This is a genomic window from Aeromicrobium erythreum (assembly GCF_001509405.1).
GTDB lineage: Bacteria > Actinomycetota > Actinomycetes > Propionibacteriales > Nocardioidaceae > Aeromicrobium > Aeromicrobium erythreum.
Genome location: NZ_CP011502.1, coordinates 2557801 through 2573265, shown reverse-complemented (window position 1 = coordinate 2573265; position 15465 = coordinate 2557801). Strand labels below are relative to the sequence as shown.

The 15465-nt window shown below is 72.3% G+C and carries 13 protein-coding genes; 6 read left to right on the top strand and 7 right to left on the bottom strand.

The genetic code is table 11. From position 1 onward, the window contains the following. Positions 1-77 precede the first annotated feature (77 nt). The 6 genes from Aeryth_RS12135 (at position 78) to Aeryth_RS12110 (ending at position 6062) form a co-directional block, all read left to right on the top strand. Positions 78-1292 (top strand): phytanoyl-CoA dioxygenase family protein, encoded by a 1215-nt coding sequence (locus Aeryth_RS12135; protein ID WP_067859037.1) that lies wholly within the window; start codon positions 78-80, stop codon positions 1290-1292. After that, positions 1292-2065 (top strand): SDR family oxidoreductase, encoded by a 774-nt coding sequence (locus Aeryth_RS12130; RefSeq protein WP_067859034.1) that lies wholly within the window; start codon positions 1292-1294, stop codon positions 2063-2065. The genes Aeryth_RS12135 and Aeryth_RS12130 overlap by 1 nt, the downstream gene beginning before the upstream one ends. A gap of 153 nt (positions 2066-2218) precedes the next feature. Further along, entirely contained in the window at positions 2219-2800 is a 582-nt protein-coding gene (locus Aeryth_RS12125; protein WP_067861717.1) for an ATP-dependent Clp protease proteolytic subunit, read from the top strand. Next, the gene (locus Aeryth_RS12120; RefSeq protein ID WP_067859031.1) at positions 2797-3399 is read left to right on the top strand and encodes an ATP-dependent Clp protease proteolytic subunit; all 603 of its coding nucleotides are present in this window, start codon (positions 2797-2799) and stop codon (positions 3397-3399) included. The genes Aeryth_RS12125 and Aeryth_RS12120 overlap by 4 nt, the downstream gene beginning before the upstream one ends. Before the next feature lie 133 nt (positions 3400-3532). Next, a complete protein-coding gene (gene clpX / locus Aeryth_RS12115; RefSeq protein ID WP_067859029.1) occupies positions 3533-4807 on the top strand; it encodes an ATP-dependent Clp protease ATP-binding subunit ClpX in 1275 nt (424 codons plus the stop codon). A 97-nt stretch (positions 4808-4904) separates the two neighbouring features. After that, the gene (locus tag Aeryth_RS12110) at positions 4905-6062 is read left to right on the top strand and encodes a saccharopine dehydrogenase family protein (protein WP_067859026.1); all 1158 of its coding nucleotides are present in this window, start codon (positions 4905-4907) and stop codon (positions 6060-6062) included. A 185-nt stretch (positions 6063-6247) separates the two neighbouring features. Here Aeryth_RS12110 and valS read toward each other — a convergent pair whose 3' ends face one another. From valS to Aeryth_RS12075, 7 genes are all read right to left on the bottom strand, one after another. Beyond that, positions 6248-8845, bottom strand: a complete 2598-nt coding sequence (gene valS, locus Aeryth_RS12105; RefSeq protein ID WP_067859023.1) for a valine--tRNA ligase — start codon at positions 8843-8845, stop codon at positions 6248-6250. 119 nt (positions 8846-8964) lie between these two features. Then, positions 8965-9489, bottom strand: coding sequence for a hypothetical protein (locus tag Aeryth_RS12100; protein ID WP_144433766.1), 525 nt, complete (start codon positions 9487-9489; stop codon positions 8965-8967). Between the two features lie 8 nt (positions 9490-9497). Further along, a complete protein-coding gene (locus Aeryth_RS12095; protein ID WP_067859017.1) occupies positions 9498-11276 on the bottom strand; it encodes an alpha/beta hydrolase in 1779 nt (592 codons plus the stop codon). After that, complete coding sequence (locus Aeryth_RS12090) at positions 11273-11587, bottom strand: hypothetical protein (RefSeq protein WP_067859014.1); 315 nt, start codon at positions 11585-11587, stop codon at positions 11273-11275. The genes Aeryth_RS12095 and Aeryth_RS12090 overlap by 4 nt, the downstream gene beginning before the upstream one ends. Then, complete coding sequence (locus tag Aeryth_RS12085; RefSeq protein ID WP_067859011.1) at positions 11584-12096, bottom strand: hypothetical protein; 513 nt, start codon at positions 12094-12096, stop codon at positions 11584-11586. Before Aeryth_RS12085 ends, Aeryth_RS12090 begins: the two co-directional genes overlap by 4 nt. Positions 12097-12161: 65 nt before the next feature. Then, positions 12162-13157: a DUF2332 domain-containing protein gene (locus tag Aeryth_RS12080; protein WP_067859008.1), complete on the bottom strand. Its 996-nt coding sequence runs from the start codon at positions 13155-13157 to the stop codon at positions 12162-12164. Positions 13158-13189: 32 nt separating this feature from the next. Continuing rightward, the gene (locus Aeryth_RS12075; protein ID WP_083516425.1) at positions 13190-15358 is read right to left on the bottom strand and encodes an MMPL family transporter; all 2169 of its coding nucleotides are present in this window, start codon (positions 15356-15358) and stop codon (positions 13190-13192) included. Between the last annotated feature and the right edge of the window lie 107 nt (positions 15359-15465).

Below are 15465 nucleotides of genomic sequence, written 5' to 3'. Positions count from 1 at the left end.
TCGACCCTCCACGCACCCACGGACGGACCTAGCGTGGTGGCGTACCCACCCGCCCCGCCCGACCCGAGGAGCCGAGCATGAGTCTCGTCGACCACACCGCCCCTGCCGACCGAGGCGCCGCGCGCCGTGCGCGGTTCACCCCCGACGACGTGCGCCTCGCCGACCTCGTCGAGGTCGTGTCCGAGCCCACCCGCGCCGACGACTACCCGCACGCGGCCGGCGTCGAGCAGGGTGTCGTCGTCTACGCCTCGGTGACGCTGCGCGCTGCCGTCGCGTCGCCCGAGGGCGAGGACGCCGTGCGCGCCGAGCTCGTCCACGCCCTCACCGACGGACCGGGGATCGTCGTGCTCAAGGGCGCCTGGGACGACCACGACGTCGTCGACCGCGCCACGGCCGCCTTCGAGGAGGTCATCGCCCAGGAGAAGGCCGCCGGGGGAGCCGCGGGCGACCACTTCGCCAAGCCCGGCGCCAACGACCGCATCTGGAACGCGCTGGAGAAGCTGGCCGTCACCGACCCCGCCACCTTCGTCGACTACTACGCCAACGACGTCCTGGCCCTCGTCTCGACCGCCTGGCTCGGCCCCGCCTACCAGGTGACGTCGCAGGTCAACGTCGTCCGACCCGGCGGGGTGGCGCAGGACCCGCACCGCGACTACCACCTCGGCTTCCTGTCCGACGAGGTCGCGGCGCGGTACCCGGCGCACGTGCACCTGCTCTCGCCCGTCCTCACGCTCCAGGGCGCGGTCGCGCACGTCGACATGCCCGTCGAGAGCGGCCCGACGCTGTACCTGCCGCACTCGCAGAAGTACGGACCCGGCTACCTCGCCTACCGTCGCGACGACGTGCGCGACTACTTCGCCGACCACCACGTGCAGCTGCCGCTGGAGAAGGGCGACGCCGTGTTCTTCAACCCGGCCCTGCTGCACGGGGCGGGCAGCAACGTCTCGGCCGACGTGCAGCGCGTCGCGAACCTGCTGCAGGTCTCGTCGGCGTTCGGGCGTGCCATGGAGGCCGTCGACCGGGCCCGTGCCACGACGGCGGTCTACCCGACGCTGCTGGAGCGCCGGGCGGCCGGCTGGTCCGACGCCGCCCTGCGTCGCGTGGTCGCGTCGGTCGCGGAGGGCTACCCGTTCCCGACCAACCTCGACCTCGACCAGCCGGTCGACGGCATGACCCCGCTGTCGCAGGCGGAGATCGTCGAGCAGGCGCTCGCCGCGGGCCGCGACGTCGACCAGGTGGGCCAGGCGCTCGGCGCCTACGCCGCGCGGCGTCGCACGGACGGAGCCGTCTGATGGGCAGCCTCGACGACCGCGTCGTCCTGGTCTCCGGAGGCACCCAGGGCGTCGGTCTCGCCATCGCCCAGGCCGCGCTCCGCGAGGGCGCCCGGGTGGTCGTCACCGGACGACGCGCCGACGTCGGCGAAGCGGCGGCCGCCGACCTGTCCGCCCTCGGTGACGCCCGGTTCGTGCGCTGCGACGTGGCCGACGTCGAGGCGTGCCGCGCCGCCGTCGAGGCCACCGTGACCGCCCACGGGCGGGTCGACGGACTGGTCAACGCCGCCGGGTTCACCGAGCGCGGCAGCGTGCTCGACACGACGCCGGAGATGTTCGAGCAGCACGTCGCGGTGAACCTGCGCGGCCCGTTCTTCCTGATGCAGGCCGCGATCGGCGACATGGTCCGCCGTGGTGAGCCGGGCTCGGTCGTCAACGTGCTCACCATGAGCGCACACGGTGGGCAGCCCCACCTCGCGCCGTACTCGGCCACCAAGGCGGGGCTCGCCGGGCTGACGAAGAACGCCGCCTACGCCCACCGGTTCGACCGCGTGCGCGTGAACGGCGTGAACATCGGCTGGACCGACTCCGACGGCGAGGACGTCATCCAGCGTCGCTTCCACGACGCCGGCGACGACTGGCGGGAGCAAGCAGCCAAGCGCCTGCCTGCCGGGCGGCTCGCGACGCCCGAGGACGCGGCGGGCATCGTCGTGCTGCTGCTGAGCGACGCGAGCGGGGTCGTCACGGGCTCGGTCATGGACTGGGACCAGACCGTCGTGGGCACGTCGGACTGACCGGGTCGGGGCGCGAGGCGTGTCACGCTGTCAGCGAACAGGGCGTGTTCGCGCGTGTCTCGCGCCCCTTCGCCCTCTAGGGTCGAGAACGTGAACACACCAGACGTCAGCACCCAGCACGGTCCGGGTCCGGACGCGTCGGGCCTGCGCATGATGGCCGGCACCGACGTCGGGCCCTCCGACCTCGACGGCCACATCTACCAGCGCCTGCTGCGCGAGCGGATCATCTTCCTCGGGTCGGAGGTGCGCGACTCCAACTCCAACGCGATCTGCGCACAGATGCTCCTGCTCAACGCGGAGGACCCGAACGCCGACATCTTCCTGTACATCAACAGCCCCGGCGGCTCGGTCGACTCCGGCATGGCCATCTACGACACCATGCAGTTCATCTCCAACGACGTCGCCACCGTGGCCATGGGCCTCGCCGCGTCGATGGGGCAGTTCCTGCTGGCCGCCGGCGCGCCGGGCAAGCGCTACGCGCTGCCGCACGCGCGCATCATGATGCACCAGCCCTCGGGCGGCATCGGCGGCTCCGCGTCGGACATCAAGATCCAGGCGCAGCAGTCCATCCTGCTCAAGAAGCAGCTCAACGAGCTCCAGTCGCTGCACACCGGCCAGTCGATCGAGCAGATCGAGGCCGACGCCGACCGCGACCGCTGGTTCACGCCCGACCAGGCGAAGGACTACGGCTTCATCGACCAGGTCATCAAGAGCGCCGGAGAGGTTGCACGATGAGCTACTACATCCCCCAGTGGGAAGAGCGCACGTCCTACGGGTTCCGGCGCATCGACCCCTACGCGAAGCTGTTCGAGGACCGCATCATCTTCGTCGGCACGCCGATCAGCGACGACGTGGCCAACGCGGTCATGGCGCAGCTGCTCTGCCTGCAGCAGATGGACGCCGACCGCGACATCCAGCTGTACATCAACAGCCCGGGTGGCTCGTTCACCGCGATGACGGCCATCTACGACACGATGCGCTACCTCAAGTCCGACGTGCAGACCGTCTGCCTGGGCCAGGCGGCCTCCGCCGCCGCGGTCCTGCTGGCCGCCGGCACGCCCGGCAAGCGCTACGCGCTGCCGAACAGCCGCATCCTCATCCACCAGCCGTACACCGAGGGCACCGGCGGCCAGATCTCCGACCTGGAGATCCAGGCCAACGAGATCCTGCGCATGCGCTCGCTGATGGAGCAGATGATCGCCGACGCGACCGGCAAGACGCCCGAGGACGTCAGCAAGGACGTCGAGCGCGACAAGATCCTGACGGCCGAGCAGGCCAAGGAGTACGGGATCATCGACCAGGTCTTCGACTCGCTGAAGACCCCCGCCGTCTGACCGACCCGGCGACGCCACGACACGCGCGTGGCGTCGCCGGTTCGCAGGTGGTGGTCCGAGCCGGCCGGTAGTGTGAGGCTGGCGACACGACGTCCGCGTCGTGAGTGTTCGTCCGACGGAAGGGAGCGCGCCCGTGGCACGCATCGGTGAGACCGCCGACCTCTTGAAGTGCTCGTTCTGCGGCAAGAGCCAGAAGCAGGTCAAGAAGCTCATCGCCGGCCCCGGCGTGTACATCTGCGACGAGTGCATCGACCTCTGCAACGAGATCATCGAGGAGGAGCTGGCCGAGGGTGCCGAGCTGAGCCTCGGCGAGCTGCCCAAGCCGCACGAGATCTTCGAGTTCCTCAACGGCTACGTGGTGGGCCAGGACAACGCGAAGAAGAACCTCGCGGTGGCCGTCTACAACCACTACAAGCGCGTGCAGGCCCAGGCCACCACCGGACGCGCCAAGGACGACGGTGTCGAGCTGGCGAAGTCCAACATCCTCATGGTCGGCCCCACGGGCTGCGGCAAGACCTACCTCGCCCAGACCCTCGCGCGCATGCTGAACGTCCCGTTCGCCATCGCCGACGCCACCGCCCTCACCGAGGCCGGCTACGTCGGTGAGGACGTCGAGAACATCCTCCTCAAGCTCATCCAGGCCGCCGACTACGACGTCAAGAAGGCCGAGACGGGCATCATCTACATCGACGAGGTCGACAAGATCTCGCGCAAGGCCGAGAACCCGTCGATCACCCGCGACGTGTCGGGCGAGGGCGTGCAGCAGGCGCTGCTGAAGATCCTCGAGGGCACGACCGCGTCGGTGCCGCCCCAGGGTGGGCGCAAGCACCCGCACCAGGAGTTCATCCAGATCGACACCACCAACGTGCTGTTCATCGTCGGTGGCGCGTTCGCGGGGCTCGAGGAGATCATCGAGCAGCGCAGCGGCAAGGTCGGCCTGGGGTTCAACACCGGCGGCGTCGCGGAGAAGAAGCCCGAGACCGCCCCGGAGAAGCTGTTCTCCCAGGTGCTGCCGGAGGACCTGCTGAAGTTCGGCCTCATCCCCGAGTTCATCGGCCGTCTGCCGGTCATCGCCGCGGTCGACAAGCTCGACAAGCCGGCGCTGGTCTCCATCCTCACCGAGCCGCGCAACGCGCTCACCAAGCAGTTCGTGCGGCTCTTCGAGCTCGACGACGTCGAGCTGGAGTTCACCGACGACGCCTGCGAGGCCATGGCCGACCTCGCGCTCGCCCGCGACACCGGCGCCCGCGGTCTGCGCTCGATCATCGAGCACGTGCTGCAGCCCGTCATGTACGACATCCCCTCGCGCGACGACGTCGCCAAGGTCGTCGTCACCGGCGCGACCGTCCGCGGCGAGGAGGGCCCGACCGTCCTCACCCGCGACGAGGTGGCCAAGAAGGCCTCCTGAGCGGACCAGGTCTCGTCGACGCCCTCCTCCGGCTGCTGCCGGGGGAGGGCGTCCGCCGTCCTGCGGGTGCTCGACGGGTGCGCGCTAGGGTCGCGACATGACCGTCGACATCACCCTGTTCGGGGCCACCGGGTTCACCGGCACGCTCACCGCCGTCTACCTCGGCACCCACCTGCCCGAGGGCGGGACGTGGGCCGTCGCCGGGCGCAGCGCCGCCAAGCTGCAGAACGTGGTCGACGAGGTCGAGGCCGCCGGCGGCACGGCGCCCGAGATCGTGCTGGCCGACGTGTCCGACGCCGCCTCGATGCGGGCGATGGCCGAGGGCACGCGCGTGCTCATCTCGACCGTCGGTCCGTACGTCCAGCACGGCGACCCGGCCGTCAGGGCGGCCGCGGAGGCCGGCATCGCCTACGTCGACCTGACCGGCGAGCCCGAGTTCGTGGATCGCACCTGGTTGGAGCACCAGGAGACCGCGCTGCGCACCGGCGCGACGCTCGTGCACGCGTGCGGCTTCGACTCGATCCCCTACGACCTCGGCGTGCTGTACACCGTCGAGCAGCTGCCGGAGGGCGTCCCGATCGACGTGAAGGGCTACATCCGCGCCGGGGGGACGGCGTCGGGCGGCACGTACCACTCGGCCATCGGCGCGTTCTCGCGGCTGCGCCAGTCGGCCGCCACGGCCAAGGAGCGCAAGCAGCGCGAGCAGCGTCCGCAGGGCCGCTCGGTCCGCGGCGGCGGCTCGATCGGGCGAGGCGCCGGCGGTAAGGGCTGGGCGCTCCCGCTCCCGACCATCGACCCGCAGGTCGTGCTGCGCTCGGCGCGCGCCCTCGAGCGCTACGGCCCGCAGTTCACGTACTCCCACTTCGCCCAGTTCACGAAGCTCCCCGTCCTCGCCGGCACCGTGGTCGGGGCGGGCGTCCTGCTCGCGGGCTCGCAGCTCGCGCCGACCCGCAAGGCGCTGCTGAAGCTGCGCGCGCAGGGCGACGGTCCCAGCCCGGAGAAGCGCGCGTCGTCGTGGTTCTCGCTCCGCCTGGTCGGTGAGGGCGGCGGCAAGCGGGTCGTCACGCAGGTGAGCGGCGGCGACCCGGGCTACGACGAGACGGCGAAGATGCTCAGCGAGTCGGCGCTGTGCCTCGCGTTCGACGACGTGCCGAAGGTCGCCGGCCAGACCACCACCGCCGTCGCCATGGGCCGCCCGCTCATCGAGCGCCTCCAGGCCGCCGGCATCCGCTTCGAGACCCTCGAGACCGCCTGACCGAGCGCGCGGACTCTGCTCGTTTGCGTGGGGCCCCACGCAAACGAGCTCGCCCCCACGCAAACATGCGCCGTAGGTGCACGTTCACGTGGGGCCCCACGTAAACCGGCTCGCCCCCACGCAAACATGCGCCAGAAGTGCGTGCTTGCGTGGGGCCCCACGTAAACGTGCGCGAGGGGAAGGGGCTACTCGGTGGGGGCGAGGGTGGCGTCGGTGACGAGCTCGGTGGTCGAGTCGTCGGCCGACGTCGTCAGCTCACCGGTCACGCGACCTGCGGCCCGCACGTCGTCGACGGCCAGCAGGAGGCGGTCGAGCGACGTCTGCGGTCCGCGGACGGTCACTGCCGACACCTCGGTGCGCTGGCTCACCTTGGCCACCGACTTCGCGCCACGGATGCCCGCGAGCGCCTCGGCGGCGGTCGGCAGCAGGGCGACGTCACCGTCGACGGCGACGTCGTCGACGCTCGGCCACGCCGCACGGTGCACCGAGCCCTCCTGCCACCAGCTCCAGACCTCCTCGGTCACGTACGGCAGGAACGGCGCGAGCAGGCGCAGCTGGGTCGACAGCGCGAGCACGAACGTGGCCTTCGCCGACGTCCCGCCCTCGTCGTCGCGGCGCGCGCGTTCCTTGACGAGCTCGAGGTAGTCGTCGCAGAAGTCCCAGAAGAACTTCTCCGTGACCTCCAGCGCCGACGAGTAGTCGTACGCCTCGAAGTGAGCGGTCGCCTGCTCGACGACCCGGCCGAGCGCAGCGAGGACCGACCGGTCGAGCGGCTCGGTCACGCGGGCGAGGTCGAGGTCGGCGGCGGTCGCGCCGAGACCGTAGTCCTCGGGGGCCGCGAGCACGAACTTGCTCGCGTTCAGCACCTTCATCGCCAGGCGACGTCCGACCTTCATCTGCGTCTCGTCGAAGGGGGAGTCCGAGCCGGGACGTGCCAGGGCGGCGCGCCAGCGCACGGCGTCGGCGCCGTACTTGTCGAGGATCTCGTCGGGCACGACGACGTTGCCCTTGGACTTGCTCATCTTCTTGCGGTCGGGGTCGACCACGAAGCCCGACAGCGCCGTGTGGCTCCACGGGACCTGCCCGAACTCCTGGTGCGAGCGCACGACGGTCGAGAACAGCCAGGTGCGGATGATGTCGTGACCCTGCGGGCGCAGGTCCATCGGGAACGTGCGCTCGAAGAGGTCGGCGTCGCGCTCCCAGCCGCACACGATCTGCGGGGTCAGCGACGACGTGGCCCAGGTGTCGAGCACGTCGGGGTCGGCGACGAAGCCGCCGGCCTGGCCGCGCTGGGACTCCTCGAAGCCGGGCGGGGCCTGCGACGCGGGGTCGACCGGCAGCGTGTCCTCGGCGGCGAAGATCGGCTCGTCGTAGTCGGGCTGGCCCTCGGCGTCGAGGCGGTACCAGACCGGGAACGGGATGCCGAAGAAGCGCTGGCGGCTGATCAGCCAGTCGCCGTTCAGACCCTCGATCCAGTTGGTGTACCGGCTCTGCATGTAGCCGGGAGTCCAGTGGATCTCGTCGCCGCGAGCGACGAGCGCCGCGCGCAGATCGGCGTCGCGGCCGCCGTTCTTGACGTACCACTGGCGCGTGGAGACGATCTCGAGCGGCTTCTCGCCACGCTCGTAGAAGTTGGCGACGCGCTGCGTCGGCTGGGGCTCGCCGTCGAGGTCGCCGCTGTCGCGCAGCGCCTGCACGATCGCCTCGCGCGCGCTGAACGTCGTCTTGCCGGCCAGCTCGGCCCACAGCTGCTCGCCCGGGCCGCCCGCGATCCACTCGGGCACGTCGCGCAGCACGCGGCCGTCGCGGCCGATCACGGTGCGGTTGGGCAGCTGCAGCTCACGCCACCACTGCACGTCGGTCAGGTCGCCGAACGTGCAGCAGTGCACGATGCCGGAGCCCTTCTCGGGGTCGGCGAGCGTGCTGGAGTGGATGGGCACCTCGACGCCGAACAGCGGCGACGTGGCGGTGCCGCCGAAGAGGTGGGAGTACCGCTCGTCGTCGGGGTGGGCGATGAGCGCGACGGCGGCGGGCGTCAGCTCGGGGCGCGTCGTCTCGACGTGCACCGTGCTGCCGTCGGGCAGGTGGTAGGCGACCCGGTGGTAGGCGCCGGGGTAGTCGCGCGCCTCGAGCTCGGCCTGCGCCACCGCGGTCTGGAAGGTGACGTCCCAGAGCGTGGGGGCGTCCTGCATGTACGCCTCGCCGCGGCCGACGTTGCGCAGGAACGCGCGCTGGCTCGTGGCCTGCGCGTCGGCGCCGATGGTGGTGTACGTCTGGCTCCAGTCGACCGACAGGCCGAGGGTGCGCCACAGCCTCTCGAAGACCTTCTCGTCCTCGACCACGAGCTCGTTGCACAGCTCGATGAAGTTGCGCCGGCTGATCGGCACCTGCTTCCCCCCGCTCTTCGAACCCGTGTCGGGCTTGGCGGGCGGGGTGAAGTCGGCGTCGTAGGGCAGTGACGGGTCGCAGCGCACGCCGTAGTAGTTCTGCACCCGACGCTCGGTGGGCAGGCCGTTGTCGTCCCAGCCCATCGGGTAGAACACCTCCTTGCCGCTCATCCGCTGGTAGCGGGCGACGAGGTCGGTGTGGGTGTAGCTGAACACGTGACCGACGTGCAGGGAGCCCGAGACGGTGGGCGGCGGGGTGTCGATGGAGTACACCTCGTCGCGGCTCTTCGTCCGGTCGAACGCGTACGTGCCCTGCTCGGCCCATACCCCGCTCCAGCGCTCCTCGAGACCTTCGAGGGCGGGCTTGGCGGGGACGCGGTTCTGTGCGGTGGTCACGGGAGGACAGTCTAGGAGGTGCCCCGGCGGGGGTGCCGGGCCGTGGGCGGCGAAGGGGTGCGCGGGGCGCCGGGCCGTGGGCGGCGGACGGGTGCGCGGGGGTGCCGGGCCGTCGCGGTTCAGTCGAGGTCGAGGGAGAGCGGCTTGGGCTCGCGGAGGTCCGCCTTCTCCTCGGTGGAGAGGGTGGAGGCCTGGAGCTCCGCTCCGGAGGTCTGCGACGTCAGGGTGAGTCGCGTCCGCCCGGCGTCGAGGTCGACGGACACCACGTGGTCGTCGGCGCTCGCGGTGATGCTGCGTCCTCCGTCGAGTCCGTCCAGCACCTCCGACGTCTCGAGGCCGAGGTCGACGAGGGTCGTGCGGACCTCCTCGGGGTCGACCGGCTGCTGCGTGCGAAAGGTCGCCTGGGCCTCGTAGGCGTAGAGGAGGGTGCTGCCGGAGGACCCGGCCTGGACGTAGGCGCCTCGGACGTCGCGGGGCTCGGCGCGGACCACCGCGCCCACCGCGTCGGTGGCCTCGGCGAGGCCACGGTCGGCGCGGGTCTTGATCACGCTCAACCCCTCGCGACCCTCGGGCACGTCGTCGTCACCGCCTCCGCAGGCGGAGAGCAGCAGGGCCAGGAGACCCATCGCGATCATCCCTCTCATGGCGCGGCTCACGGCTCGAACCCGGTGTCGCGGCGCGCGGGCTGTCGATCTTCCTCGGGGTCCTGCATCGGCCCGTACCACGGGTCGTGACGGTGCTCGGCGTCCAGCACGGCGTCGTCGTTGCCGGCGACGATCTGGCCCATGTTGTAGAGCGACTCCGTGTTCGGTTGGTAGTACTGGTTGTGGTCCCAGATCCAGTCGTGGGTCCCGCGAGCGACGTTCTCGGCCTGGAAGCGCTGGGCCCCGAAGTCCTCGTCGGTGGGGTCGAGCCCGAGGCCCGTCCCGACCCAGCCGTTGCGGGCGAGGTGGCTGACGGCGTCCTCGCTGGCCGACCCGGCCCAGACGTGGGCGGCCGGCAGACCGAGGTCGGTGGCGTGGTCGGCGGCGTGGCCCGCACCGGGGCTGCCGATGAGCACGACGTCATCGGCGGGGATCCCGTGGTCGGTGGCGGCGTTGCCGACCGTGGTGGACCCGTAGCTGTGGCCGATCACCGTCAGGTGGGCGCGGCCGTGGACGTCCTCGTCGCGTACCTCGCGCATCCCGTCCAGGAAGTCCGCTAGGCGCTCGCCACCGGCGTCGGCGAGGCCCTCGTCGATCACCTGGAGGGTGTCGAGCCCGTGCACGCCGAAGTTCGAGGGCGCGTCGTACCCGATCCACATCGTGGAGGCCACGGACTGGCCGGGGTTCGCCAGGCGCGCGGTGGCGTAGAGGTTGCCCACGCTCTCGGTGCCACCCTCGATGGAGGCGCCGTCGTTGAGCATGCCGGGCACCGACACCGACACGTTCTGGGCGGTGTCGGGGTTGCCGACCGAGACGGCCACGGCGCCGTCCCCGCCGAACGCCGTGGGGTCGTAGAGGCTCAGGAAGCCCTCGAGCGGCTCGTTCGTCACGGGGTCCCTGCGGGCCGCCACGTCGTCGAGCGCGGTCTGGGCCGCCTGGGCCCGCTCGAGGTGCCGTCGTTCGGCGAAGGTCAGGGACCCGCCGTCGTCCTCGCGGGTCTCCAGCCGGTCGAGGTCGAGCGCGAGCGAGATCCGGTTCGCCTCGTCGCGCGCGGCGGTGGGGATGCCGTCGGTGTTGCCGATGATCTGCGGGTGCGCGGCGATGAGTGCCTGCTGCTGGGACGCGTCGAGCGAGGTCCACCAGTCGTGCACGCTGGCGGGGGTCGCGCCGTCCGTGCCCGGGGCCCCGGGGCGGTCCAGGAGCGCGTCGGCGGGGTCGACGAGGCCGACGGCGGCGCGGGTCACCTCGGCCGAGGAGTCGACGGCCTGCAGCTTCTGCGCGATCTGCTCGTCGGCGGTGCGGCAGTCCTGCTGGAGGTCGGCGTGGTCGCGGTCGAACGCCTCGACGTCGAGCCGCAGCTGCTCGGCACGCTGCTGGAGCGTCTGGATCGCCTCGTCGCTCACGTCGACGGCGGCGCGGACGTCGGCCGTGAGGTCCTCGCGGCGCGAGAGGAGCGTGGACCGACGCTCCACGAGGCCGTCGCGCCGACGCTTGCGGTCGGCGAGTCCGGTGGCGTAGTCCTCGACCTGGCCGCTGACCTTGCGCAGCACGAGCGAGCGGTCGTCGGCGTCGTCGGCGGTGCCGACGGCGGCCCGCCGGTACGCCTCCGCGGCCTCGCCCTCCCAGTGCTCCCCGCTCAGCACGTCACCGGCGAAGGTGGCGAGGTCGTCGAGACCGGAGGAGACGGTGAGCAGGTCCGCGGCGAAGTCGCGGAGCGCGGCGGCGTCGCCGGGCACGGGGGCCACCGCCACGGGAGCGGCGGGGATCGTGATCGTGACCGTGCTCATCGCTCGCCCCCGCCCATCTGCAGCAGCCACTCCTGGAAGGACTCCTGGCTGCGGACGTCGGACTCGACGTAGGCCCCGTGCGCCTCCATCATCCTGTCCTCGAAGTCGCGGGCGGTCTCGGCCAGGTCGTCGACCATCGTGGCCCACTCCCTCACGAAGGCGGCGGCGGCGCCCTCGACGGAGGGCGGGAAGCCGGACTGGTCGGCCAGGCGCAGCCGCTTCGCGGTGCCCTCCAGCGCGTCGGCACGGTCACGCCAGTCGGTGGAGGCGCGCATGAGGGAGCCGGGCTGGACGGACCAGGCGCCGCTCACGACCGGGCCTCCGCCCGCAGTGCCCGGAGCGTCCTCGGGCGTACCGGGACCGCAGGGCCGTGCACCTCGAGGAGGACGGCGCCGTCGTGCACCGTGAGCCGGAGGTCGCGGTCGTCGCGCTCGGCGACGAGCAGCGGCAGGCCGGCCTGGGGCTCGGAGGTGGTCCAGCCCAGGTCGGTGAGGACGGCGCGGCTCGTGCCGACGAGGTCCTCGCCCCGCTCGTCCCGGCTGCGCTGGGAGCGGACGGGTCGCGCGGTGCCTGGCACCGGGCTGCTGGTCCAGCGCACGGGTGACGGCTCCGGCGGACCACCGAGGAGGAGCTCCCACACCGACGCGAACTCCTGGTCGAGCCGGGCGGCCAGCTCCTGTGCCGTCTCGACCGAGACCGGGTCCCGGTCCGACCCGGGAGGCGCCGTGGCCTCGGCGGGCGGCAGCAGCACGACGTCGACGTCGGGGTGGCGTCGACGCACCACGTCCCAGAACGGCTCGCGTCCCCCCGGTTCGCTCATGGGCAGGAGCGTAGTGGGGTTCTCGATCCGAGTGAAGCCTCCAGGTCAGGTGGGGGCAGGTGGGGTCAGGCGAGCCAGTGCAGCGTGCGTCCGTGCCCGTGGGCCCCAGCGACGGCCTGCCCGTCCAGGCCCAGCACGAAGGCGTGGCGCTCGGGACCGGGGGAGGAGGCGGTCGCGGTGATCGACGGGAGCACACGTGAGGACTCGTTGCTCACCCAGTGGCAGGCGCCGTCGGCGACCAGGCCGCGAGCCAGCTCGTCGAACGCGACGCGCTGGTGGTCGTCGAGGTAGGCGATCACGGCGCTGTGGAGCACGACGACCGGGCCGTCGGCCGCGGCCTCCTCGACCAGCTGCGGCAGCTCGGTGAGCAGGTCGCCCGCGACGACGTGCGGAGGGTCCGCCCGTGCGACCTCGAGCGCGGCGCGGAGCCGGGCGCGTCGGTCGTCGTGCTCGGGCCAGACGAGCGTCTCGAGCCACGCCACGTCGTCCGGCGAGGTGACGTCGAGCGGGTTCAGATCGATCCCGCGACGTGCGGCGACGCGGGGGACACGCTGGGGGAGAGGCGCCGGACCCGTGACGTCGCAGGCGAGCCCAGGACCCGTGCCGACGACGACGTCGCCGCCTTCCGTGCGCCAGCGGTACGTGTAGCGGTCGGGGTAGAGGCACAGGCCGGCGCTCGCCCCGACCTCCAGGAGCGACAACGGGGCGTCGTCGTGCTGTGCCGCCACGATCGCGAACGCAGGGGCGAGCGTCGCGAGCCGGCCGACCTCGTTGGTCTGCGTCGACCGTTCCAGCACGGTCGCGCGGATCGGTCCGTCGGATCCGTCGGCGAGGAGCGCCTCGCGCAGGGCCGCGTACGGGCCGGGTGCCGGGACCCCGTGCAGGCGTGCGGCGGCGAGCACCAGGTTCGGCTGCTGCTTGGCGCGCGGCAGCGTGGCGAGCCAGTCGAGCACCTCGGCGTCGTCGGCGACCGCGGCCGACCACGCCATGAAGGTGGCCGAGTCGGCCGCCTGCGCCGCGAACTCGCGGTACTCCTCGGCGAGCTCCTGCCCGTGCTCCATGGGTCGAGTCTGCTCCCCGGACCGCGTGCCGACTAATCCCGGTGGTCGGGCGCGTGGTGCCCGGCGACGTGGTCGGCCGGGTGGGCCGCGTCGGCGGCGTGGTGCGCCACCGGGTGACCGGTCGACGACGCGTGGCCGCCGTCGGTGCGAAACAGCGCGCTCGGCCACCACATCCAGCGCCCGAGGTCGAGGGTGAGCGCCGTGACCAGCACCGACCGCACGACGAGCGTGTCCAGCAGGACGCCGAGCGCGACCGCGAAGCCCAGCTCGGCGAGGAACACGATGGGCAGGGAGCCGAGCGCGGCGAACGTGCCGGCGAGCACCAGCCCGGCCGACGTGATCACCCCGCCCGTCGCGGCGAGGCCGATCAGCGCACCCCGCCGGGTGCCGTGCACGAGTGACTCCTCGCGCACCCGGGTCATCAGGAAGATGTTGTAGTCGATGCCCAGCGCCACAAGGAACACGAACGCGTAGAGCGGGAACGAGGAGTCGGTGCCGCCGAAGCCCAGCACGTGCCGGAACACCAGCGCACTGATGCCGAGCGCGGCGCCGAAGGACAGCACGACGGTCACGAGCAGCACGAGCGGTGCCATCACCGACCGCAGCAGCACGCCGAGGATCAGCAGGACGGCGAGCAGCACCACCGGGATGATCAGCCGGGTGTCGGCGGCCGACGCCTGCTGCACGTCGTGGTTGATGGCGGTGGTCCCGCCGACGAGCGGGTCGCCCGGCACGTCGGCGAGGGCGGCACGGGCCCGGTCGACGGTGTCGAACGCGGCCCGGGAGTCGGGGGCGGCCTCGAGGGTTCCCTCCACGTAGCCGACGTCGCCGCGGACCACGGGCTCCGAGACCGAGTCCGGGGCGATGCCCTGCACGCCCTGCAGCGTCGAGGCGGCGTCGTCGACGTGTGCGGCGTCGACCACGACCTGCACCGGTGCGCCAGCGCCGCCGGGGAAGTGCTCGGCGAGCTTCCCCTCGGCGACGATCGACGGCTGCTCGGTCGTGAACTGCTCCGCGTCGGACAGGCCGTTCGCGTCGAGCTGCACGAGGCCGACGGTGAAGCCGGCGAGCAGCAGGGTGGTCACGGCCCAGACGGCGCGCGGGCGTCGGGCGATGCGTCGACCCACCCGGCCCCAGACCCCGTCCTCGGCGGGCTGCGGGTCGCCGAACCGGGGGACGAAGGGCCAGAAGACCCAGCGTCCGCACACGACGAGGAGGGCGGGCAGCAGCACGAGCATCGTGAGCAGGGCGACGACGATGCCCGCCGCGGCGACCGGGCCGAGGCCCGCGGTGGCCTGCATCTGGGCGAGCAGCAGGCACAGCAGGCCGACCACGACGGTGGACCCGCTGGCCAGCACGGCGGGGGCGGCCCGGTGCAGGGCGTGCGCCATCGCCGCGTGCCGGTCCTCGGTGTTGCGCAGCTCCTCGCGGTAGCGGGCCACGATCAGGAGCGCGTAGTCGATGCCGGCGCCGAGCACGAGCACCGAGAGGATGCCCGCGCTCTGCCCGTTGACGGTCAGGTCGGCGTACTTGGCGAGCAGGTACACCACGCCCTGCGCGGCGAACACGCTCAGCACCCCGCAGAACAGGGGGATGATCCACAGGACGGGGCTGCGGTAGGTGAGCAGCAGCATGACGACGACCACCGAGATCGCGGCGATGAGCAGGATGCCGTCGATGCCGGCGAACGCCTGCGCCTGGTCCGCGGCCAGCGCGGCGGGTCCGGCCACGTACACGTCGGCACCGCCGGCGTCCTGCGCCGCGACGTCGCGCAGCTCGTCGACGGTGTCGGGCAGCTGCTCGAAGCCCTCGTCGGGGTCGACGCGCAGGTTGACGACGAGCTGGGCGGCCTCGCGGTCCTGCGACGGGATCGGTCCGATGACGTCGCCGGTCACGCCCGGCAGGCTCGCGAGCCGTTCCTTCAGGGCGGCCAGGCGCTGGACGTCGTCGGGGCGTGCGCCGCCGTCGCGCACGAGCAGCACGACGGCGGGCACGACGTCGGGGTCGGCGAAGGTGGAGGCCTGGTCGATCACGCGGGTCGACTCCGCGCCGCCCGGCAGGAACGACGCCGCGTCGTTGCGCTGCACCTCACCCAGCCTCGACCCGAACGACCCGAGGCCCCCGAGCAGCACGAGGAGGACGACGAGCGCACCCCACGTGCCGAAGCGGTGCACGATCCAGCTGCTGGCCTGGCGGCTCATCCGGTCTCTCCTCGGGTGACGGCCGCGACCCGCGTCGCAGCCGCACCAGCATGGCGCAGGGTCGGGGTCCCGGGGAATGGGTGGAACCCCTGGGACGACCCCGGTGC

Bases quoted from the DNA above. Each gene is read 5' to 3' on its own strand.
- Aeryth_RS12135 (WP_067859037.1), top strand. From the start codon at position 78: ATGAGTCTCGTCGACCACACCGCCCCTGCCGACCGAGGCGCCGCGCGC.
- Aeryth_RS12130 (WP_067859034.1), top strand. From the start codon at position 1,292: ATGGGCAGCCTCGACGACCGCGTCGTCCTGGTCTCCGGAGGCACCCAG.
- Aeryth_RS12125 (WP_067861717.1), top strand. From the start codon at position 2,219: ATGGCCGGCACCGACGTCGGGCCCTCCGACCTCGACGGCCACATCTAC.
- Aeryth_RS12120 (WP_067859031.1), top strand. From the start codon at position 2,797: ATGAGCTACTACATCCCCCAGTGGGAAGAGCGCACGTCCTACGGGTTC.
- Aeryth_RS12110 (WP_067859026.1), top strand. From the start codon at position 4,905: ATGACCGTCGACATCACCCTGTTCGGGGCCACCGGGTTCACCGGCACG.
- Aeryth_RS12100 (WP_144433766.1), bottom strand. From the start codon at position 9,489: ATGAGAGGGATGATCGCGATGGGTCTCCTGGCCCTGCTGCTCTCCGCC.
- Aeryth_RS12095 (WP_067859017.1), bottom strand. From the start codon at position 11,276: ATGAGCACGGTCACGATCACGATCCCCGCCGCTCCCGTGGCGGTGGCC.
- Aeryth_RS12085 (WP_067859011.1), bottom strand. From the start codon at position 12,096: ATGAGCGAACCGGGGGGACGCGAGCCGTTCTGGGACGTGGTGCGTCGA.
- Aeryth_RS12080 (WP_067859008.1), bottom strand. From the start codon at position 13,157: ATGGAGCACGGGCAGGAGCTCGCCGAGGAGTACCGCGAGTTCGCGGCG.
- Aeryth_RS12075 (WP_083516425.1), bottom strand. From the start codon at position 15,358: ATGAGCCGCCAGGCCAGCAGCTGGATCGTGCACCGCTTCGGCACGTGG.